The 21290-nt window shown below is 59.1% G+C and carries 19 protein-coding genes, 2 tRNA genes and 1 other RNA gene; 5 read left to right on the forward strand and 17 right to left on the reverse strand.

Going from position 1 to position 21290, the window contains the following annotated elements:
* Positions 1-31 precede the first annotated feature (31 nt).
* A complete protein-coding gene (locus IWX87_RS11915) occupies positions 32-799 on the reverse strand; it encodes a ParA family protein (protein WP_196863738.1) in 768 nt (255 codons plus the stop codon).
* Between the two features lie 238 nt (positions 800-1037).
* Here IWX87_RS11915 and ffs point away from each other — a divergent pair.
* Positions 1038-1134: signal recognition particle sRNA small type (gene ffs / locus IWX87_RS11920), an RNA gene on the forward strand.
* A 77-nt stretch (positions 1135-1211) separates the two neighbouring features.
* Here ffs and IWX87_RS11925 read toward each other — a convergent pair.
* From IWX87_RS11925 to IWX87_RS11955, 7 genes are all read right to left on the reverse strand, one after another.
* The gene (locus IWX87_RS11925; RefSeq protein WP_196863739.1) at positions 1212-1493 is read right to left on the reverse strand and encodes a hypothetical protein; all 282 of its coding nucleotides are present in this window, start codon (positions 1491-1493) and stop codon (positions 1212-1214) included.
* A gap of 750 nt (positions 1494-2243) precedes the next feature.
* Positions 2244-2319 (reverse strand) — tRNA-His (locus IWX87_RS11930).
* Positions 2320-2355: 36 nt separating this feature from the next.
* The gene (locus IWX87_RS11935) at positions 2356-4290 is read right to left on the reverse strand and encodes a SurA N-terminal domain-containing protein (protein ID WP_196863740.1); all 1935 of its coding nucleotides are present in this window, start codon (positions 4288-4290) and stop codon (positions 2356-2358) included.
* Between the two features lie 78 nt (positions 4291-4368).
* Positions 4369-4444 (reverse strand) — tRNA-Val (locus tag IWX87_RS11940).
* Between the two features lie 18 nt (positions 4445-4462).
* Complete coding sequence (locus tag IWX87_RS11945; RefSeq protein ID WP_011801034.1) at positions 4463-4735, reverse strand: HU family DNA-binding protein; 273 nt, start codon at positions 4733-4735, stop codon at positions 4463-4465.
* 246 nt (positions 4736-4981) lie between these two features.
* Positions 4982-6076: a tartrate dehydrogenase gene (locus IWX87_RS11950; protein ID WP_196863741.1), complete on the reverse strand. Its 1095-nt coding sequence runs from the start codon at positions 6074-6076 to the stop codon at positions 4982-4984.
* A 16-nt stretch (positions 6077-6092) separates the two neighbouring features.
* Positions 6093-6971: an alpha/beta fold hydrolase gene (locus IWX87_RS11955; RefSeq protein WP_196863742.1), complete on the reverse strand. Its 879-nt coding sequence runs from the start codon at positions 6969-6971 to the stop codon at positions 6093-6095.
* Positions 6972-7087: 116 nt separating this feature from the next.
* On the opposite strand from IWX87_RS11955, the gene IWX87_RS11960 reads away from it, so the two are divergent.
* Entirely contained in the window at positions 7088-8050 is a 963-nt protein-coding gene (locus IWX87_RS11960; RefSeq protein ID WP_196863743.1) for a LysR family transcriptional regulator, read from the forward strand.
* Here IWX87_RS11960 and IWX87_RS11965 read toward each other — a convergent pair.
* From IWX87_RS11965 to uvrC, 3 genes are all read right to left on the reverse strand, one after another.
* Complete coding sequence (locus tag IWX87_RS11965) at positions 8010-8891, reverse strand: DMT family transporter (protein ID WP_196863794.1); 882 nt, start codon at positions 8889-8891, stop codon at positions 8010-8012. The two genes, IWX87_RS11960 and IWX87_RS11965, sit on opposite strands and share 41 nt — an antisense overlap.
* Positions 8892-8953: 62 nt before the next feature.
* Positions 8954-9520 (reverse strand): CDP-diacylglycerol--glycerol-3-phosphate 3-phosphatidyltransferase, encoded by a 567-nt coding sequence (gene pgsA, locus IWX87_RS11970; RefSeq protein WP_196863744.1) that lies wholly within the window; start codon positions 9518-9520, stop codon positions 8954-8956.
* A gap of 85 nt (positions 9521-9605) precedes the next feature.
* Positions 9606-11555 carry an excinuclease ABC subunit UvrC gene (gene uvrC, locus IWX87_RS11975; RefSeq protein ID WP_196863745.1) on the reverse strand — a complete coding sequence of 650 codons (1950 nt, stop codon included), beginning with the start codon at positions 11553-11555 and terminating at the stop codon, positions 9606-9608.
* 43 nt (positions 11556-11598) lie between these two features.
* On the opposite strand from uvrC, the gene earP reads away from it, so the two are divergent.
* From earP to IWX87_RS11990, 3 genes are all read left to right on the forward strand, one after another.
* The gene (gene earP, locus IWX87_RS11980; protein ID WP_196863746.1) at positions 11599-12726 is read left to right on the forward strand and encodes an elongation factor P maturation arginine rhamnosyltransferase EarP; all 1128 of its coding nucleotides are present in this window, start codon (positions 11599-11601) and stop codon (positions 12724-12726) included.
* 176 nt (positions 12727-12902) lie between these two features.
* Entirely contained in the window at positions 12903-13457 is a 555-nt protein-coding gene (gene efp, locus IWX87_RS11985; protein WP_196863747.1) for an elongation factor P, read from the forward strand.
* A gap of 180 nt (positions 13458-13637) precedes the next feature.
* A complete protein-coding gene (locus IWX87_RS11990) occupies positions 13638-14501 on the forward strand; it encodes a TIGR00730 family Rossman fold protein (RefSeq protein ID WP_196863748.1) in 864 nt (287 codons plus the stop codon).
* A 44-nt stretch (positions 14502-14545) separates the two neighbouring features.
* Here the strand turns inward: IWX87_RS11990 and IWX87_RS11995 are convergent, their stop codons facing one another.
* The 6 genes from IWX87_RS11995 to IWX87_RS12020 form a co-directional block, all read right to left on the reverse strand.
* On the reverse strand, positions 14546-15742 hold the full coding sequence (locus IWX87_RS11995; RefSeq protein WP_196863749.1) for an MFS transporter: 1197 nt from the start codon (positions 15740-15742) through the stop codon (positions 14546-14548).
* A 13-nt stretch (positions 15743-15755) separates the two neighbouring features.
* Entirely contained in the window at positions 15756-17126 is a 1371-nt protein-coding gene (gene rmuC / locus IWX87_RS12000; RefSeq protein ID WP_196863750.1) for a DNA recombination protein RmuC, read from the reverse strand.
* Positions 17127-17129: 3 nt separating this feature from the next.
* Positions 17130-18116, reverse strand: coding sequence for a D-glycerate dehydrogenase (locus IWX87_RS12005; RefSeq protein ID WP_196863751.1), 987 nt, complete (start codon positions 18114-18116; stop codon positions 17130-17132).
* Positions 18117-18134: 18 nt separating this feature from the next.
* Complete coding sequence (locus IWX87_RS12010; RefSeq protein WP_196863752.1) at positions 18135-19547, reverse strand: sodium:proton antiporter; 1413 nt, start codon at positions 19545-19547, stop codon at positions 18135-18137.
* 57 nt (positions 19548-19604) lie between these two features.
* Positions 19605-20801: a nicotinate phosphoribosyltransferase gene (gene pncB, locus IWX87_RS12015; protein ID WP_196863753.1), complete on the reverse strand. Its 1197-nt coding sequence runs from the start codon at positions 20799-20801 to the stop codon at positions 19605-19607.
* Between the two features lie 89 nt (positions 20802-20890).
* Positions 20891-21244 carry an FKBP-type peptidyl-prolyl cis-trans isomerase gene (locus IWX87_RS12020; protein WP_196863754.1) on the reverse strand — a complete coding sequence of 118 codons (354 nt, stop codon included), beginning with the start codon at positions 21242-21244 and terminating at the stop codon, positions 20891-20893.
* Between the last annotated feature and the right edge of the window lie 46 nt (positions 21245-21290).

Here is a 21290-nt window from a genome sequence, read left to right on the forward strand (position 1 = left end):
GGCGACCCCTGTTTTCTGGAAGACTGAAAGCTCAGGGTTCAAGCGCGGCATGCAGCTCCACCAGCGCCTGGGTCAGCTTATGGCTGGGGTCCATGTAGATCATCGGCAGCGATTGTTCGTGCGACTCGCGAATTCTGATGGAAGCCGGCAGGTAAGGATGCAACACAGGCAATCCCTCCTCTATCAGTTCATTGACAATTCGTTGCGGCAAATTGGCGCGAGGCTGGAACTGGTTGACCACAATGCCTTCCACCACCAGCCCGGCGTTGTGATCCGCCTGGATTTCCTGGACATTTTCAAGCAAGGTATACAAGGCCTTGCGTGAGAAGTCGTCGCAGTCAAAGGGAATCAGGCAGGTGCGAGCCGCGATGAGCGCCGAACGGGTGTAAAAATTGAGCGCTGGCGGTGTGTCAATGTAAATCCGGTCGTAGTTGCCGGACAGTTGCTGCAGTGCCTCACGCAGCTTGAAGATTTTGTGCCGGGACTCCAGCTTAGCTTGCAATTCGTCAAGCTTTGGGCTGGAGGGCATCAAGTCCAGCCTTTCATGCGGAGTGGCAACTATGAATTCGGCCGGCGAAACGGTACGCAAACTGAAGCTCAGGGTATTTTCAAAAAATCCGCCCACGTCCGGTAGATCACCAGTGGCCGTTTTACCCATCAGATAAGCACTGGAGTTGCCCTGCGGGTCCAGATCGACAACAAGCGTGCGTAAACCCTGGCTCGCGCTGATGGCGGCCAGATTGCAGGTGATGGTGGACTTGCCAACACCCCCTTTTTGATTGAAAACGACGCGTGGCATGAAGGCTTCCTTGTGCGGCAATAGTGAATGATCGATTGTGCCTGCGATGCCTTGGGCTTGAAGGAGTGGTGCTTGCACAGGCAGCAATTCAAGTCGAAGGTCTGCCAAATGCAAAAAGGCATTCTGCAGCTTTTCCCGGGACTAATGCATGAGGAATAGACGAAGCTGCAGGTACGTTTTTTCTGAAAATTCTCCGCGTGTGCCAAAGGGCCAAGCCCTCGCCCCTATAATCAAAGACGACGGGCCTTCCCGCATGGTAAAGCGGCCAACCGGGTCAGATGGGGAACCAAGCAGCCCTAACTGCGGAGCCAGTGCCGGGGTCAAGGTCCGTCACCTAATTTCTTCGGCGCATTGCTTTTAAAAGCAAGCCATACACACTGTATCGACAGTTCGCGCAACGGCCGCAATAGCCTTACTCACTGACCTCTTCGATCGCAAGCGTTGTCTGCAGCGCATGGCTGGCAATCTGCTCGGACATCAACGCCAATGACGCTAGCGCATAAGTTCCACTGATGATTCCCTTGTAGGCTATTTCGGCAGCCACTGCCTCTTGGTCAAGACCTTCTGTCGCAGCGACGATACAGTCCTCCACAGAACCGAGGCCCACATCTGAGTACAGCATTTCCCCTTCGTAGCTAACACTGTATTCATACAGGTCTTGTTCCATCGGATCGATATGAAAACGAACGATCATGTAATACCTTTGTCTTTTTTATGTCAATCACGATAGCTGACAACGCATGTGGATATTAATCGAGGATAAAAAATACAGATTAACGTAGCTTTTACAACCCACTAGTTCAACAATCCGTTTCATATGCTGCAGCCTCTAAAGTGGACCCCAGATTCAAGACAGCCGTTTGAACAGGACGCTCGCGCAATCCATGCGCAAGACGAAGACCTATGACATAGGCAGGGGGATGGCTTAGCATGCCCAGATCAGCGGCAATACAGGCATTTCCGTGGGTTTTTATGACCCACACAGTTCTTGGCAAAGACGCAGCAACGAGACCATCGATGTTTAGGTCGCCAGTTCCTGCCCAAAGCAATGGACTTGTCAAGCTACAGCCAGGAGCAGTTCGATGGGATTGCCGAGCTAATGAATGGGCGTCCCTGAAAAACGCTCGACTGGTGCGCGCCGCATGGGGCTAACAGCGCCTGGCTGGCCAGTTTTGAGAACTGCGAACCGATTTTCCAATAAACTGTCGCCGTGTTGCACTTGGACTTGAGAGCGCCGTCTAATGAAAAGTAGCAACGCGCTATGAAAAGCTGGATAACCGCTTTGTCATCATCGTCTAATTGGCTGGCGCCATGGAATGGCTCCATAGCTTAAATAACTGGCACTTGAACTTGATTCCAACAATCGTTTTACGTCCGCTCTTACATCGTATAAGCAAGAAAAAACCATGCTATATTTTCAATAGCATGGTTTCATTATAAATACTGGGGTGGCTGATGGGGCTCGAACCCACGACAACAGGAATCACAATCCTGGACTCTACCAACTGAGCTACAGCCACCGGAGAAACAGATTATAGCGGCAAAGACAGCTTGAATTACCTGCTTGCAGCAGCTTCCGGATTTTGTAGTCCAAGTGCGGGCTTGGTAACCAATATTTCTGCTTTGAATCGATCTTTCAGACCGTTGTAGTAAGCCAGCGTTTCAGCAGAAGCCCATTGCTGGCCATACTGATTGCGTTCCTGCAAGGCTGCAGTTTCAGCCGGTCGGTCACGCGGCACGACCTTGTTGATTTTGACGATTGCATAGCCCTGAACTCCCGAGTCAACGCCTACAAAAGAGGGTAAAACGCTCGTATCCGCACGCATCGCCGCATCAACAAGCGGTGCAGGCAACTGCTGGCTCTGCTCACGCGACACAAATATCGGCGAGGCCAGTGTGGCGGCAGCGGGTGACGCCTTCCAGGCCGCAAGCTTGGCAATCCCATCTTTGCGCGCTTCTTCTGCCCCATGCTGTGCAAGCCAGCGCTGACGCACACTGCCTTTTACTTCTGCCAAGGGCAAGGTTCGTGCCGGGGTGTACTGGACGATGCGTCCTGACACCAACTGGTTGGAGCCCACCTCAACAGCTTCAGTATTGCGTTTTTTCTCGATTGCATCAGGTGAGAAAAGCGCATTGAGAAACTTCGCATTGCCCAACGGACCGCTTACGCCTGAAGCGGGTTGGCGCAATACAGTTGCCGCAGTTTTGATCTCGAGTTTTAAACGATCAGCTACCGGTTTCAAGCTGTCTGACTGCTCATACACGGCGTTTGAGAAAGCTTCAGCGGTTTCGGAAAACTTCTTTTGTGCCTGCTGCTTTTTCAGGTCGGCTTCAAGCATCGGCTTCATTTCTTCGAAACTGCGTTGCTTGGGGACTTTGATATCGGTCAGCTTGATGATGTGGTACCCAAAATCAGATGCAACCACATCGCTGATGTCACCCTTTTGCATCGAAAAAGCAGCGTCTTCAAATGGCTTGACCATGGCGCCCTTGCCAAAGAAGTCGAGATCGCCACCGCCAGCCGCAGAGCCTGGATCCTGCGAGTTTTTTCGAGCCACTTCGGCAAAGGTATCAGGGGCTTTTCGAATAGCTGCGAGCAAAGCCTCAGCTTTTGCTTTTGCTTCTTCGCGCTGAGCTGCTGACGCGGTAACGGGAGCGGTAATCAAGATGTGGCTGGCACGGCGTTCTTCTGTACTACTCAACTGCTTGGCGTTCTGCTCGTAATATGTCTTGAGGTCAGCGTCATTGACGGCTATTCCCTTGGTCACCGTGTCCAAGTCAAGCACAACATACTCAATACTGGCTTGTTCGGGCGCTTGAAAAAGTTTTTCATTGGCTTTGTAGAACTGCTCGATATCCGCGTCTGAAGGGCTGAGCTTTGAAGCGTAATCAGCTGCGTTGAATCGGGCAAGCTGGATCTCTCGCTTTTCGAAAAAGGCGTTCAATGCAAGGTCAGCCGCCACGCTGGAAGTCAGGCCGCTGCCCGATACACCGGCCAGTACCTGTCGCCGGGACAAGTCGGACCTGACGTTGGCTTCAAACATCTCAGGGCTTAAACCCTGGGCGCCGAGCAACTGACGATAACGCTCCATGTCAAGCGAGCCGTCGGCACGACGCAAGGCAGCGATCTCTGGACTGCTTTGCAATTCCCGTGCAAGATGCTGGTTGCTGGTGGAAAGTTTGAGCTTTTCAGCTGCTACGGCAACAACACGGTCACGAACCATTCGTTCTAGCGTGGCATAGCGTGCTTCAGGTGTATCCAGCAGCTTGGCATCAAGTGTCGGCATTGAAGCACGCAAACGGTCAACTTCGCTGAGATGCGCCCGATCCCATTCAGGCTGGGTAATCTCGGTTCCATCTACCTTGGCCACCACACGTCCTTTTTCAGCAGAATGGTTGCTGTTCATGCCAACCAATATGAACGAAGGCACGATCAATAAAAACAGCAATGCCATTGTCCATTTGGTGTGCTTGCGAATGAAATCAAACATCTTCGAATTTCCTGTGTGATGGCCCAAACGGGCTCAACAAAAAAAAAGGCGAACTCTGGTTCGCCTTTTTTTAGTGGGTGGTGGGTGCTGACGGACTCGAACCGCCGACCTACGCCGTGTAAAGGCGCTGCTCTACCAACTGAGCTAAGCACCCCACTTTGAAAATATTACATCAGTTCAACGCATCTTTGAGCGCTTTGCCTGGACGGAATTTTGGAACCTTGGCTGCCTTGATTTTAATCGCATCGCCAGTCCGGGGATTGCGACCCGTCCGGGCTGCGCGTTTGCCGACGGCAAAAGTACCAAAACCCACCAGAGACACCGAGCCTCCTTTTTTAAGGGTTGCCTTTACCGCACTAATAGTTGACTCCAAAGCACGGGTGGCCGCAGCCTTGGAAATGTCGGCATTCTGCGCAATGTGCTCAATCAATTCAGTCTTGTTCACAAAAAGCACCTCATTATTTGATCGGTTGGTCTGGTTGGCTTGATACCTGTTTTCGCAACCCGCGGTAATGCGGTGTTGGGGACAACAGGACAATTTGGTTTATTAGTCCATTAAAACCATGGACATCCAAGCTGTCAACTTGAGGCAAGTATTTAAGCTCTGGAGCGGAATTCTAGCTTTGTTTTGATAACTTCTGATTGTCTTGCGAAGCAAGCGCTTTAATTTCCACGCTTGACAAAATCCGATTTAGCCTTTGGCTAAAACTTGCGCGATGGCTTTGCCGACATCCGTCGTACTGGCCTGTCCCCCCAGATCGGGTGTACGTGGTGCCCCGCTCTGGGTACCAAGAACCTGTTCAATGGCGGAAAGAATGCCGTCATGCGCGTCCTTGTGTCCCAGGAATTCCAGCATCATGGCGCCGCACCAGATCTGACCGATCGGATTGGCGATACCGCGCCCGGCAATGTCTGGCGCCGAGCCATGGACCGGCTCGAACAACGACGGAAATTTGCGCTCCGGATTGAGGTTGGCACTGGGCGCAATGCCAATGGTGCCTGTGCAAGCAGGGCCCAGATCGCTCAGGATGTCTCCAAACAGATTGCTGGCCACGACCACGTCGAAAAAGTCTGGTCGTTGTACAAAATGCGCCGTCAGGATGTCGATGTGAAACTTGTCGAGCTGAATTGCCGGATAGTTTTTGGCCATTTCAGCGACACGTTCATCCCAATAAGGCATCGAAATTGAAATACCGTTGGATTTGGTTGCGCTCGTCAGGTGTTTTTTGGGTCGGGTTTGAGCCAACTCAAAGGCAAACTTCAGTACCCGATCAACGCCGATGCGTGTAAATACCGACTCTTGCAGCACAAACTCCCGTTCGGTTCCGGGAAATGCCCTGCCGCCGATGCTGGAATATTCGCCTTCGGTGTTTTCGCGGACGATGTAGAAATCAATCTCTCCGGGCTGACGCGGGCTGCCATCGCGCCGCACGACCGGCGCAATGATGCCGGGCATCAGACGTGCAGGCCGCAGGTTGATGTACTGGTCAAATTCGCGCCGAAACATCAGCAGCGAACCCCAGAGCGACACATGGTCGGCAATCTTGTCGGGCCAGCCCACCGCGCCAAAATAAACGGCATCGTGTCCGCCAATCTGGTCTTTCCAGTCGTCGGGCAGCATTTTTCCGTGCTTTTCAAAATAGTCCCAGCTGGAAAAATCGAAGTGGTCGAACTGCAGGTCAATGCCGTACTTGACCGCTGCGGCTTCCAACACGCGAATGCCTTCAGGCATCACTTCCTTGCCGATGCCGTCCCCTGCGATGACGGCGATTCTTTTTTTACCCATGGTGATTTCCTTTGATTCAGTTTTCGAAAAACTCAAGCGCCTGCGCCAGCACTTGTTCAGGCGCCTCTTCCGCGATGTAGTGCCCGCTCGCAATGCTTGCTCCGGATACATCACTGGCACGTTCCCGCCACAGATGCATGACGTCAAAATACCGGCCAACCGCGCCATGCTCGGCCCAGAGAACGCGAAGCGGCTGCCTCAATTTCAGGCCTGCAGCCACGTCGGCACGGTCATGCACGAGGTCAATCGTCGCCGCAGCGCGGTAGTCTTCGCAAATGCTCAGGCCTGTGCCCGGAATCTTCGCGCAGCGCTCGTATTCAGCCCATGCGCCAGGCGCAAAAGCTGCGAGTCCCGCATGCCGCTGGCCCATCACGCTGCGGAGATAGCGAACAGGATCCGAATCGATCAGCGCCTCGGGCAATGGCGACGGCTGGATCAGGAAAAACCAGTGCCAGTAAGCGCGGGCAAAAGCGTCTGAAGTGTTGTCATACATTCCCAAGGTGGGCGCAACATCGAGTAACATCAACCGTAGAACCGCCTCAGGATGGTCTGCCGCCAGTCGGTGCGCCACCCGGGCGCCCCGGTCATGGGCCAGCACCTGGAATTGCATAAATCCGTGGTGATGCATCACAGCCATGGCATCAAGCGCCATAGCGCGCTTGGAATACGCCTTGTGTTCCGCATCGGCAGGCGCGCGAACCGAATCGCCGTAGCCGCGCAAATCCATCAACACCACGGTGAATTTCTTTGCCAGCGCATCGGCCACGGCATGCCACATCACATGCGTTTGCGGATGCCCGTGCATCAGCAGTAGCGGAGCACCGGACCCACCCCGCAACGTGTGCAGGATTCCGGCTGGCCCAACTATGTCACTGGCAACGAAATCTTCAAACATCGATCGACCTCAAGTTTTAACCGTCTGCATATGCAACAACCAGAATGAATTTTGTCGCAATCAAAGAGATGATTCAAGCAATAATTTGGCAATCAATTATTTCTACCAAGGCAACAATGGAGCGCAGCGATCTTGAACTGGTGGTGGCGGTACGAAACCAAGGCAGCATGGCAGCAGCCGCGCGCAGTCTGGATCTGGCGGCGCCTGTCGTCACCAAACGACTCGCGGCACTTGAAGCACGGTTGGGGCAGCGATTGTTCCAGCGGACCACCCGGCGTATCAGCACCACAGCGGAGGGCGAAACCGTTTATGAACGGGCGTTGGTATTGCTGCAGGGCTTCGACGCGCTTGAGGCCGAGCTTCAAGAGCGCAAGGCCGAGCCTTGCGGTCTGATACGGCTGGCCGCGACTTTTGGCTTTGGACGCCTGTGGCTGGGACCGGCGCTGGCGCTGTTTCAGGAACGCTATCCACGAATTGACATTCAGCTGCAGCTCACCGAGCAATTGCCGGACCTTGGCAGCGAAGGCTTTGACGGCGCCATCTGGCTGTGGCAAGTGCGCGGCAGGCAGGCTGCCCAATGGGTGTCACGCCGGCTGGGGCCCAACCGGCGCGTGCTGGCAGCGTCGCCCGACTACCTGCGGCTGCACGGTGAACCGTTGACGTTGAGCGCCCTGCGCGACCATGACTGCCTGATCGTGCGCGAAAACGCTCCCGCACAGAGTCAGAGCTTCGATACCTGGACGCTGCACAAAAGCGACAGCAAGACACCCGAGCAAGTCAGGGTGCGGGGTCCGCTGTCGAGCAACTCCGGTGAACTCGTGCGTGACTGGTGCCTGGATAGCCGCGGCATCATGCTCCGCAGCCTGTGGGATATTGAGCCCTGGCTGGCTTCTGGCCAGTTGGTCCAGGTGCTCCGGGACTATGCCATGCCGGATGCCGACATTCACTGGCTGGCGCCTTACCGCACGGATTCGCCGCGCCGCATTCGGCTGCTGATCGATTTTCTGGTCGCGCAGTTCCAAGACGAGCCCTGGAAAACTACACGGCCTGCGGCTTCGCGGGCCGCACCACCAGGCTGACGCCCAGCGCTGTGAGTGCCGTACCGGCGACAGTCGCCAGCGTGATGGCTTCTCCAAACAGCAGCCAGGCCATCACGGCCGTGGTGGGCGGCACCAGGTAAAGGAGGCTGGTGACTGCCGTGGCCGCGCCGCGCTGTATCAGCAGGTACAGCAGCGAACTGCCGCCCAGCGTCAACGCCAGCACTGACCAGGCCATGGCGCCGATAAAATCAGTGTTCCAGACAATCGCCTCGGTTTCCAGGAAGGAAAAAGGCAGCGTCACCAGCAAGGCAGCGGCCAGCTGTATAGCATTGGCCGTGCGCACGTCGGTTGGCTGGACAAAGTGTTTCTGGTACAGGGTGCCCACGGTGATGCAACCCAAGGCAAAGACGGTGCAACCCAGGGTGAGCGCGGTCACTTCGCTGCCGCTGCCGAATTTGCGCGCCACCACCAGCAGCAGGCCGCCCAGTCCCAGGGCCAGCCCGGCCCACTGGCGGGGCGTGACCTGCGTTTTTGTCGCGGTGGAAGAACCAGATGCGCCGGCCCATGAAAGCCACAGGGCAGTCAGCACTGGCTGCAGCCCAACGATCAATGCTGTCAAGCCAGAGCCCATACCGCTTTTCACCGCGACCCAGACGCCGCCAAGGTAACCGGCATGCATCAGCACCCCGGTCAGGGCCAGGTGCAGCCACTGCTGGCGCACGCGCGGCCAGCGGGCGCGGCTGAAACCGATCCAGATCAAAAAGCAGGCAATGGAAAACACATAGCGCAGCACCAGAAAGGTCAGCGGCGGCGCGTAGGGCAGGCCGAACTTGGCCACGATAAAGCCGGTGCTCCAGATCAGCACAAACACGGCGGGCATGGCCCGGATCAGAGGGCTGGAGGGCTGCGAAAGGCTCACGACCGGCTTGCGTCAGGAAACATTCATTTGGCCCGAGCGCGGATTTCGGGAATCGCTTTTTGCAGGTAATAGACCATTGACCAGACCGTCAAAATGGCCGAAATCCAGATCAGCCAGGTTCCCCAGACCGGGGTGTTGATGATGCCAAACAGGCGGCCGTCATACAGCAGGAAAGGAATGGCGATCATTTGTACCGTCGTTTTGACCTTACCGAGCATGTGAACCGCCACACTGCGCGAGGCGCCAATTTGCGCCATCCATTCGCGCAATGCCGAAATGGCAATCTCGCGGCCAATGATGATGAGGGCTACGAACACATCGGCCCGTTGCAGATGCACCAGTACCAGCAGCGAGGCGCAAACCAGGAACTTGTCGGCCACCGGGTCAAGAAAAGCGCCAAAGGACGATGTCTGGTTCAGCTTGCGTGCCAGATAACCGTCAAGCCAGTCGGTCGCGGCAAACACGACGAACATCACCGTGGCGATCAGGTTGCGTTCAACCGCAGGAATGTCCAGGTAGAAGACTCCCACGATCAGCGGAATCGCGATGATGCGAGTCCAGGTCATTAGGGTGGGTATCGTCAGGAACATGGCACCGATTTTGGCATGAGCGGCAAGCAATCTGCGTAAGCCATGCAGCCGTCCTGTGCGCTGCAAGCTGCGCTGCGATGCGCCGTCAATGCAGCGCCCGGTAAATTTCCTCGGCCAGTTCGGTTGAAATGCCATCGACCATGGCGATGTCCTCGACGCTGGCCGACGCAATGCCGCGCACGCCGCCAAAGCGCTGCAGCAGGCTGGCACGCTTTTTCGGGCCAATGCCGGCAATGTCTTCGAGCCGGCTACCGCCCACACGCACCTTGGCCCGCTTGGCGCGCATGCCGGTGATGGCGAAGCGGTGCGCCTCATCGCGAATCTGGGCAATCAGCATCAACGCAGCCGAATCGCGGCCCAGGTAGACCTTGTCCCGGCCGTCCGCAAACACCAGTTCTTCCAGCCCCACCTTGCGGCCCTCGCCTTTTTCAACGCCGGCAATCAGCCCCAGGTCCAGCCCGAGTTCGACAAACACCTCGCGCGCCATCGACACCTGGCCCTTGCCGCCATCGACCAGCACCAGGTCGGGCAATGTGGCCTCGCCATTGCGCGCGGCCTCGGCCAGCTTGCTGTAGCGCCGCGTCAGCACCTGGCGCATGGCGGCATAGTCGTCGCCCGGGGTGATGCCTTCGATGTTGTAGCGGCGGTATTCGCTGTTCTGCATCTTGTGTTCCTTGAACACCACGCACGACGCCTGGGTCGCCTCGCCCGCGGTGTGCGAAATGTCGAAGCACTCGATGCGCAGCGTGTCCAGGTTGTCCATCGGCAGTTCCAGCGCTTCGGCCAGTGCCCGCGTGCGCGCCTGTTGCGAGCCCTGCTCGGCCAGCAGGCGCGCCAGTTGCAGACCGGCATTTTTCTGCGCCATTTCCAGCCAGACGCGGCGCTGCTCGCGCGGCTGGTGGACGGCAGTGACGCGGCTGCCGGTTTGCTCTGCCAGCGCAGACATCAGATCCTTGTCGACCGGCTCGCTGACCACCAGCGTGGGCGGCACCGGCACGTCGATGTAATGCTGGGCAATAAAGGCTTCAAGCACCAGCGCCTCCAGCGACTTTTCCTTCAGCGCAACGGCTGGCGACTCGAGCTCGGCGTCCAGCGCGGCCACGTCGGCGGCATGCTCCACATGCGTTGGAAAGTACGGCCGGTCGCCCAGGTGCCGGCCGCCCCGCACCATGGCCAGGTTGACGCAGGCCTTGCCGCCCTGCACTTTCACCGCCAGGATATCCACGTCCACATCGCCGTTCTTGCCGCCAATTTCCATCGACTGCTGGTGCAGGATTTTCGACAGCGCCGACATCTGGTTGCGCAACTCGGCCGCCTGCTCAAACTCCAGCCGCTCTGAATGCGCGAGCATTTTCTTTTCCAGCTCACCCAGAATTTCCTGTGTCTGGCCTTGCAGGAAGCGCTCGGCGTTCGCCGTGTCCAGCGCATATTGCTCGGGCGACACATGGCCCACGCACGGCGCGGAGCAGCGCTTGATCTGGTACAGCAAGCAGGGCCGCGTGCGGTTGTTGAAGACCGTGTCTTCGCAGGTGCGCAGCCTGAACACCTTTTGCAGCAAAAGAATAGTGTCCTTCACTGCCCAGGCGCTGGGGTACGGGCCGAAATAACGGTGCTTTTTCTCGACCGCGCCCCGGTAATAGGCAATGCGTGGAAAGGCGATGGCCGCCAGCGCGTCGCCCTCGGGCCGGGACTGGGCGGCGGTCAGCTTGAGATAAGGGTAGCTCTTGTCGTCCCGGAACAGGATGTTGTACTTCGGATGGAGCGTCTTGATCAGGTTGTTTTCCAGCAGCAGCGCCTCGGCCTCGGAGCGCACCACCGTGGTTTCCAAACGCACGATCTTGGTGATCATGTGGCCGATCCGGGTGCCGCCATGGTTTTTCTGGAAATAGCTGGTGACGCGCTTTTTCAGGTTGCGCGCCTTGCCGACATAGAGCACGCCGCCCTGTTCGTCGTAGTAGCGGTAAACACCGGGCAAGGGCGGCAATGCCGCCACTTCGCTGAGCAGTTGGGGATCGAATTCGTGGGTTGGTGTCATGGTGTCAAGGTTGCGCAATGGCCGTATTGTGGACAATCCTTTCATGAATCACCGCCTGCAATGGGACATTTTTTGCAAAGTCATCGACAACTACGGGGACATTGGCGTGTGCTGGCGCCTGGCCGCCGACCTGGCGACGCGCGGTCATCGCGTGCGCCTGTGGGTGGATGACGCTTGCGCGCTGCAGTGGATGGCGCCTGGGGGTTGCGACAATGTCCGGGTCATCGCCTGGACACCGCCGCTCGCCCTGCAGGCAGCCGACTTTGCCTTGCAACCGTGCGATGTACTGGTCGAAGCCTTCGGCTGTGATGCAGCGCCTGAATTCATAGCTGCTTGTGCAGACCAGCAAAGCGCAAACGGCCTGAAACCCGTATGGATCAACCTCGAATACCTGTCTGCCGAGGCGTATGTCGAGCGTTGCCATGCCCTGCCCTCACGGGTCCAGCGGGGCCCGGCGGCGGGCTGGGAAAAATGGTTTTTCTACCCCGGCTTCACGGCAGCCACCGGCGGCTTGTTGCGCGAACCCGGGCTGGCCGACCGGCAGTCTCGCTTTGACGCTCCAGCCTGGCTGGCCGCGCAGGGCATCACATTCAGCAGGGAAAAGCGGGTGTCACTGTTTTGCTACGAACCCGGCGCGCTGCCAGGCCTGCTGAAACAACTGGCGCAGCATGGACTTGACGGCGAGGCGGTGCGCCTGTTTGTGGCAGCGGGCCGGGCCAGCCATGCCGTTAAAGCCGTTTTTAATGATGAAAAATGCCTTTTGCGCAATACCAGCGGGCGAAGTCAGCTATCAATATCATATTTACCGCTGTTGACCCAGAATGGGTTTGACCAGCTGCTCTGGGCCTGCGATCTGAATTTCGTGCGCGGCGAGGACTCGCTGGTGCGTGCGCTATGGGCCGGCAAACCATTGGTCTGGCAAATCTACCCGCAGGATGATGCGGCGCACCTGGACAAGCTGGCCGCCTTTCTCGACATGCTCGAAGCCCCGGCTTCGCTGCGCCACTTTCACCAGGCGTGGAACCGCGCGGGCACAGGCCATGAAGCACCTTTGGTACTGCAGCGCGACCTGCAAGACTGGCAAACCTGCTTGGGCAATGCCCGAGAGCGCTTGATGCGCCAGAACGACCTGTGCACCAGCCTGCTTAGCTTTGTGGCAAAAAACCGCTAAAATCGTGGGCTTTGCGATCCAGCCTGTTGAGGCAAGACGCATGAATGGCCTGGAAACCGGCCCTGTCACTGGCGCCATCACTGGCCCCGTGACCGGTCCTGGTCTGGCCCTATAACCCGCCGCAGAACCTGCACCACAACTGCAAAGGGTCAGCGGTTCACCACACTGAAATTGCTATGAAAATCGCTCAAGAAATCCGCGTCGGTAACGTCATCATGCACGGCAAGGACCCGATGGTCGTGCTGAAAACCGAATACAGCCGGGGCGGGCGCAACTCTGCCACCGTGCGCATGAAGCTCAAAAGCCTGATTGCCACGTTCAACACCGAGCAGGTCTTCAAGGCCGACGACAAGCTTGACCAGGTTTTCCTGGACAAGAAGGAATGCACCTACTCCTACTTTGCCGACCCGATGTACGTCTGCATGGACGCCGACTTCAACCAGTATGAAGTCGAAGCCGAAAACATGGGCGACTCGCTGAACTACCTCCAGGACGGCATGGAACTTGAAGTCGTCTTCTATGACGGCAAGGCCATTTCGGTCGAGGTGCCGACCAGTGTGCAGCGCGAGATCACCTGGACCGAGCCCGCCGTCAAGGGCGACACGTCCGGCAAGGTGCTCAAGCCAGCCAAGCTGGCCACCGGTTTTGAAATCGGCGTGCCAATCTTCGTGGCGCAGGGCGACGTGGTCGAAATCGACACGCGTACTGGCGAATACCGCAAGCGTGTCTGATCCGGCACTGCCCTGCCCCGTCAAAAGGCTCCCGTTGGGAGCCTTTTTTATTTTCCCGCAGCAAGCCGGACACAAACCGTCTTTATGATGATTCCGTTACCGGTTGCTTGCCTTGCGCGAGAGCGAGTGGTCAAACACCGGTTTCATGCCTCACCCAAACATAAGCCCAAGCCCCAGCCCATGAAACAAACACAAGACTTATCCGAAGACCGGCTGGCCCATGCCTGGTCTGAGCTGCATGCCCTGTCCAGTGACAGCACGCCACTGCGGCCCGATGCCAACCGGCTGGCTTTTGCCGATCCGGAATTCCTGCTGCGGCGCGAAACCCGCGCCATCCGCATCCAGCTTGAAATGCTCAAGCCCGAAATTGACCAACAGGCCCAAGGCATTGAAAACACCATCGTGGTGTTTGGCAGCGCCCGCTTTCCGGCGCCCGAGCAGGCCCAGGCAGCGCTCGTCCTGGCCGAGCAAGGCGATGACGAAGCCGCACTGACGCTGGCCCAGCGTCATATGCGCAATGCCAGGTATTACGACCAGGCGCGCCTCTTCGCCCGCATCGTGGCGGGCTACAGCAACCCGCGTCCGTCGGCCGAGCAGTTGTTCATCTGCACCGGCGGCGGCCCGGGCATCATGGAAGCGGCCAACCGCGGCGCGCAGGAAATGGGCGCGCTGACCGTCGGCCTGAACATTGTGCTGCCGCACGAGCAAGGCTCGAACCCCTATGTATCACCGTCGCTGAACTTCAAGTTCCATTACTTTGCCTTGCGCAAAATGCATTTCATGATGCGTGCCAAGGCCTTGGTGGCCTTCCCGGGCGGCTTCGGAACGCTCGACGAGTTGTTCGAGGTCATCACGCTGGTGCAAACCAAGAAGGCCAAACCCGTGCCGATCATTCTTTTTGGTACTGAATACTGGAAACGGCTGTTCAACTTCGACGTGATGATCGAGGAAGGCACGATTTCACCGCAAGACCTGGACCTGATCCAGTATGTCGATGAGCCCCAAGCCGCCTGGGACGCGATCAAGAGCTTTTACGAACTTTGAGTTTTCTGCCCCGCTGAAAGATGCGGCGACATGCCGGTCATTGATCAGCGCGGCGTGTCGCCATGCGGCGCAGCGGCAATGCCGTCCCGGAGCCGCCAGGCCAGGCGAGAGCCCATGCCCACCAGGGCGCCGGTTGCCCAGAACACGCCGGCAATGCCGACCAAGGCACCGGCCGATCCGAACAGCATCGGCATCACCACGCTGGAAGCATTGATGGCCATCAGCCGCAGGCCCAAGGCCTCGCCGTGGCGTGCCTCGGGCGTGATCTGGTGCAGCATGCTCATGATCATCGGCTGCACCATGCCCAGCGAAAACCCCAGCAGCACTGAACAAATGCCCATGCCGAGCGCCGAGCGCGTCAGGGGATAGGCCGCAAACAGCAAGGCCGTTGCCAGCATCGAAGCGGCCAGCACCTTCCATTCCTTCAGGTGTGCGGCCAGCCACGGCATCAGCAGGCGAATGGCGGCGGCGGCCAGCGCAAAAGCGCCCAGGATCGTACCGATCACCGAGGCGCTGATGCCTCGCTCGAACCCCAGCACCGGCACGACAAAAGTGTGCACATCCCAGCACGACGACAACAACCAGTTCACGCCCATCAGGCGGCGAAACATAGGCTCGCGCAGCAAGTCCCAGGCCTTGGGCCGTGTGCCATCGTTGGCCGCCAGCAGCGCTGGCAGTTCGCGGGTTTGGCGCACCAAAAACCAGGTGACGAGGGGCAGCAGCGCCATCAGGAAAAATGCTGCCCGGTAGCCCGTCAGGCTGCCCGGTGACGAGCCAGCATGGTCAATCAGCAGGCCGGCGGAAAACGGGCCGACAAAATTGGAAATGGCCGGGCCGATCGCCAGCCAGCTGAACACCTTGCGCAACTGCAAGACGCCGCCGGCAGCCCGCCCGACATGGCGCTGCAAAGCAATGGTGGCCACGCCGGTGGCGCCGCCCGTCAGCAGCGCGGCCAGGCAAAGCACCGGAAACACCGGAAAAGCAACGGCAGTGCCCGCCCCGGCCACAGCGGCCAGTACGCCGTAGCTGACCGGACGCCGCAGGCCATGCCGGTCGGCAAAACGGCCCGCCGGCAGCGCCAGGAACACCTGCGTCAGGGCAAACAGCGCCAGCAGCACCCCCACGGCCGCCGGGCTGTAGCCTTCGCGCAGCGCCAGCAGGGGCGCTGACAAGCGGGTGCCGGCCATGCAGGCGTGCAGGCAGATCTGCGCCAGAATCAGCCGGGCCAACTCGGGCGTCATGCGGCGGCTGTGCTCATTCCGGCTCCAGGTCTTTGTCCAGGGGAATCATCCGGACCGCTTCCGAGTCAGGCAGCGCTTCGACGTTGCGCAAGGCCTTGCCCATGACCCGGCTGCGCTGCTCGGCGCTGCTGAGTGTGTTGAGCACGGTTTCGGTTTGCGACTTGGCCTTGGCCAGCACGTCGCCGAACTTGCCGAACTCGGTCTTGACCGCGCCCAGCACCTGCCAGACTTCGCTGGAGCGCTTTTCCAGCGCCAGCGTGCGAAAGCCCATCTGCAGGGAGTTGAGCATGGCCAGCAGCGTGGTCGGGCCGGCCAGCGTGATGCGGTGCTCGCGCTGCAGGCATTCAATCAGGCCCGGGCGGCGCAGCACCTCGGCATACAGGCCCTCGGTTGGCAAAAACAGGATGGCAAAGTCGGTGGTGTACGGCGGCTCGATGTATTTTTCGGAGATCGACTTGGCTTCCAGCCGGATGCGCATTTCCAGCGCCTTGCCGGCCACCTCAGCGCCCGGACCGTCGGCGCGCTGCTGCGCATCGAGCAGGCGTTCGTAGTCTTCGTTCGGAAACTTGGCATCGATGGGCAGCCACAGTGGCTCGCCTGAATCGGACCGGCCCGGCAGCTTGATGGCGAAATCGACCGGGTTCTTGCCGCCGCGCCGGGTCACAACCTGGGCGGCATACTGCTCCACGGTGAACACCTGCTCCAGCAGTGCGGCCAGCTGGGCTTCGCCAAAAATGCCGCGCGTTTTCACATTCGTCAGCAAATGCTTGAGGTCGCCCACGCCCTGCGCCAGCGTCTGCATTTCGCCCAGGCCCTTGTGCACCTGCTCGAGCCGGTCAGCCACCTGCTTGAAGCTCTGGCCCAGCCGGGCTTCCAGCGTGTTCTGCAGTTTTTCATCGACGGTGCGGCGCATTTCGTCGAGCTTGGCGGAATTGGTCTGCTGCAGCTGCGCCAGCTGGTGCGCCAGCGTTTCACGCACCTCGCCCATGCGCCGGGCATTCGATTCGCTGACCGACTGCAGCTGGGTCGTCAGCGTGTCGGAAACGCTTTGCTGCAGCACGCTGAGCTGGCGGGAAAAGGCATCGATTTGGGAGTTTTGTGTGCGCGTGGCTTCGGCGCTTTGCTGCACCAGCGTTTGCTGGAAAGTGGCCAGCGTCGAAGCCAGTTCCTGGCGGCTGCTGCGCGCACTGTCGCTGATCTCGCGCCGCAGTTCGCGCTCCAGCCGGTCGCTGATCTCGGCAAACCCGTTGAGCAGTTCGGCATGCCCTTCCCCAGGTGCGGCAACCGCTACGGGCGCGGGATTGCGCACCAGCAGCCAGACCAGCAGCAGCAAATTGACCAGCAGCAACGCCGCTGCCAGCCAGAATTCAAGTGGATAAGTCACTCTTTATTTAATAGCTAACACCGCAGCATTCAAGGGCGTAAGAGGCTTATTTCCTGTAAAAAAAGCGATCAGGTTGTCAGCCGCCAGGCTGGCCATGGCCAGCCGCGTTGGCATCGTGGCGCTGGCGATGTGCGGCGTCAGCACCACGTTGGGCACGCTCAAGAGGTCCGGATGCACCGACGGTTCGCCCTCGAACACATCGAGGCCCGCCGCCGCAATCGTACGGTTGCGCAGCGCCGCCGCCAACGCCGCGTCATCGACAATGCCGCCGCGCGCAATGTTGACGAGGGTGGCGGTCGGCTTCATCAGCGCCAGTTCGCTAGCGCCGATGGCGTGGTGCGATGCCGGCGAATACGGCAGCACCAGCACCAGGTGGTCGGCGGTCTTGAGGAGTTCTTCCTTGTCGACATAGCGGGCCTGGCATTCGGCTTCCAGGGCGGCGTCGAGCCTTGAGCGGTTGTGGTAAATGACCTTCATGCCAAAGCCGAGCGCGCCGCGCTTGGCGATGCCCTGCCCGATGCGGCCCATGCCCAGAATGCCCAGTGTGGCGCCGTGGATATCGGCGCCGGCGAACATGTCGTAGCGCCATTTCGTCCATTTTCCGGCGCGCAGGAAATGCTCGCTTTCGGTGATGCGCCGGGCCGTGGCCATCAGCAAGGCAAAGCCGAAGTCGGCGGTGGTTTCGGTCAGCACGTCGGGCGCATTCGTGGCCAGCACGCCGGCAGCGGTCATCGCGTCCAGGTCAAAATTGTTGTAACCGACCGCCATGTTGGCGCACATTTTCAGTTCTGGGCAAGCGGCCAGCACATCGCTGTCGATGCGGTCGCCGCCCGTGGTGAAGGCACCGGCCTTGCCTTGCAGGTGCGCAATCAGTTCGGCCTTGGACCAGGTGTGGTCGTCCTGGTTGGACTCGACATCGAAATGCTGCTCAAGCCGGGCAATGACTTCAGGAAAAACGGCGCGGGCGATCAGGATCTTGGGTTTGCTCATGGGGAAGGGTTGCTTTCTTTACTTGAACCAGAGGAAGGTCATGAGGATGAACAGGGGAATCAGGACACCGCCTGACCACAGCATGTAGCCAAAGAAGCTCGGCATTTTCACATTACGGTCTTCGGCAATGGCCTTGACCATCAAATTGGGCGCGTTGCCAATGTAGGTGTTGGCCCCCATGAACACCGCGCCGGCCGAAATGGCGGCCAGCGTCGGGGCAAAAGTGGTCATCAGCGCCTGCGGGTCGCCGCTGGCGGTGTTGAAAAACACCAGGTAGGTCGGCGCGTTGTCCAAAAAGGAACTGAGCGCGCCGGTGGCCCAAAAGTACATCGCCGGGTCGGGCGAGCCGTCTGGCCGGGTCACGCTGGCCACCACCGCGCCGAAGGGGCCATTGGCGCCCGCCTTAAGCATGGCGATCACCGGGATGATGGTCAGGAAGATGCCGGCGAACAGCTTGGCGACTTCCACCATCGGTCCCCAGGCAAACTGGTTGTCTGCATGCACTTTTTTGGAGGTGATGCCCAGCGAAATAAAGGTGATGGCGACCAGGCCCGCGTCCCGCACCAGCCCGGGCAGACCGACTCGGGTGCCGGCAATATCGAACGCCACGGGCGACTTCCAAATGCCGCTGAGCAGCACCAAGCCGGCAATGGCGCCCAGCAGCCAGAAGTTGGCGCCGCCGTCAAATCCGACGCGCCCGGTGTCGGGGGTCGGGTCGAGAGGCAGCGTTTTTGTCGGGTGACGGTAAAACCACGAATCCAGCGCAAAGAAGATGACCAGCAGCGAACCGACAAGAAACAGCGTTGCGGGAAAAATATGCCGGACGGTCCAGAAAAAATCCACGCCTTTGAGGAATCCCAGGAACAGCGGCGGGTCGCCCAGCGGCGTCAGCGAGCCGCCCGCGTTGGAGACGATGAAGATAAAGAACACCACCACATGCGCCTTGTGCGAGCGGTTGTCGTTGGCCCGGATCAATGGCCGGATCAGCAGCATCGACGCGCCGGTGGTGCCCATGAAGCTGGCCAGAACCGCGCCAATGCCCAGTAGGGCGGTGTTCAACCCCGGGCTGCCGTGCAGGTTGCCCCGGATGTGGATGCCGCCGGCGACGGTAAACAGAGCCGTCAGCAACAAAATGAAGGGAATGTATTCCTCCAGCAGCGCATGCAAGAAGCTGAACGCCGCCAGCCCCGGGCCGTACAGGGCGGCAAAGGGCAACAAGAAAGCCAGCGACCAGCCGGCCGACACCTTGCCGAAATGGTGGTGCCAGAAGCATGGCGCCAGCAGCGGCAGCAGCGCAATCGACAGCAGCAGGCCGGCAAACGGCACGGCATACAGCACCGGCAGCACACTGCCATCAAGCGCTGCAGCGAACGACAGGCCGGGCAACAGGCAAAGCAGCGCGAAGGCGGCCATGCAGCGAAAAAATGTCATGCAAAAGTCCGATGAAAAACGCAAAGATCCGTGGCAGCCAATCGCAGGCCGCAACGGTCAGGACAGCGAAGTCACATCAAACACCTGGCGCAGGTAGGCCAGGTATTTTTCGTCGTCACACATGTTCTTGGACGGTGTGTCGGACAGCTTGGCCACTGGCTGGCCATTGCAGCGCACCATCTTGATGACGATCTGCAGCGGCTCGTAGCCCAGGTCGTTGGTCAGGTTGGTGCCGATGCCGAAAGCCAGCTGGCAGCGGCCCCTGAATTGCCGGTACAGCTCGATGGTCCGGGGTACCGTGAGGCCGTCGCTGAAAATCAGGGTTTTGGTCTTGGGATCGACCCGGTTTTCCACATAGTGGCCAATCATGCGTTCGCCCCACTGGAACGGGTCGCCGCTGTCATGGCGGGCGCCATCGAACAGCTTGCAAAAGTACAGGTCAAAGTCGCGCAAAAAGGCGCTCATGCCGTACACGTCAGACAGCGCAATGCCCAGGTCACCCCGGTACTCCTTGGCCCACACTTCAAAGCCGAACACCTGGCTGTCGCGCAGGCGTGGCCCCAGCGCCTGGCAGGCCTGCAGGTATTCGTGCGCCATGGTTCCCAGCGGAATCAAGCCGAGCTTCATGGCATACAGCACGTTGCTGGTGCCGGCCAGTTGCCCTTCGGCGCCGCTGCCCAGGCCGGTCACCAGGGTGCGCAGCACTTCTTCATGCCAGGCCTTGCTGAAACGCCGGCGGGTGCCGTAGTCGGCAATCTTGAGTTCAGTCAGGTTGCTGGCCTGCAACTGTCCGATCTTGGTTTCCAGCCGCTTGCGGCCTTCGTCAAGATCAGGCTGCTTTTGGGTGTTGCGGAAATACACCTCGTTGATGATGGCCAGCACCGGAATCTCGAACAGGATGGTGTGCAGCCACGGGCCCTTGATCAACACTTCTATCTCGCCCGAAGGCAGGGCTTTGACGCTGACATACTTTTCGTTGAGCTGGAAGATGCCCAGAAAATCGACAAAGTCGCTCTTGATGAAGCGCATGGCCTTCAAGTAGCCCAACTCGGCATCCTGGAACTGCAGGCTGCACAGTCCGCGAATTTCCTCGCGTATCTCGTGCACGTAGAACGACAGGTCGCCAATGCCGGGCGCGCCGGCGTTACGGCACTTGAACTTGTATTCCACCTCGGCAGCGGGGAACTGGTGCAGCACCACCTGCATCATGGTGAACTTGTACAGGTCGGTGTCGAGCAGGCTGGTGATGATCATGGTGAACCCTGGAGCCCTGTGGAGCTAAATGCGATGCACCAGGCCCGTCGCCGGACCTGGCGCTTCTTGACGATGGTTGCCAGGGGCAATCAGGTGCCGAGGAAGTCCACTTCGAACAGCAAGGTGGCATTTGGCGGAATTGCGCCGCCTGCGCCGCGAGCGCCATAGCCGAGTTCTGAAGGAATGACCAGACGGCGGGTTCCACCGACCGACATGCCCTGCACGCCCTCGTCCCAGCCGCGAATCACCTCGCCAGCGCCCAGCGAAAACTGGAAGGGCTGGCCACGGTCCTTGCTGGAATCGAATTTCTTGCCCTGCACGCCGTCGTTGTACAGCCAGCCGGTGTAATGCACCTTGACGCGCTGGCCGGCCTTGGCGATGGCGCCGGTGCCCAGCACGGTGTCTTCATACTGCAGTCCCGAGTCGGTGGTGGTCGTCGTCATGGCAATGTCCTTTGTAGCGATAAATTGAAAAATGAATGAGCACCCG

The sequence above is a fragment of the Polaromonas sp. CG_9.7 genome (assembly GCF_015752205.1).
GTDB lineage: Bacteria > Pseudomonadota > Gammaproteobacteria > Burkholderiales > Burkholderiaceae_C > Polaromonas.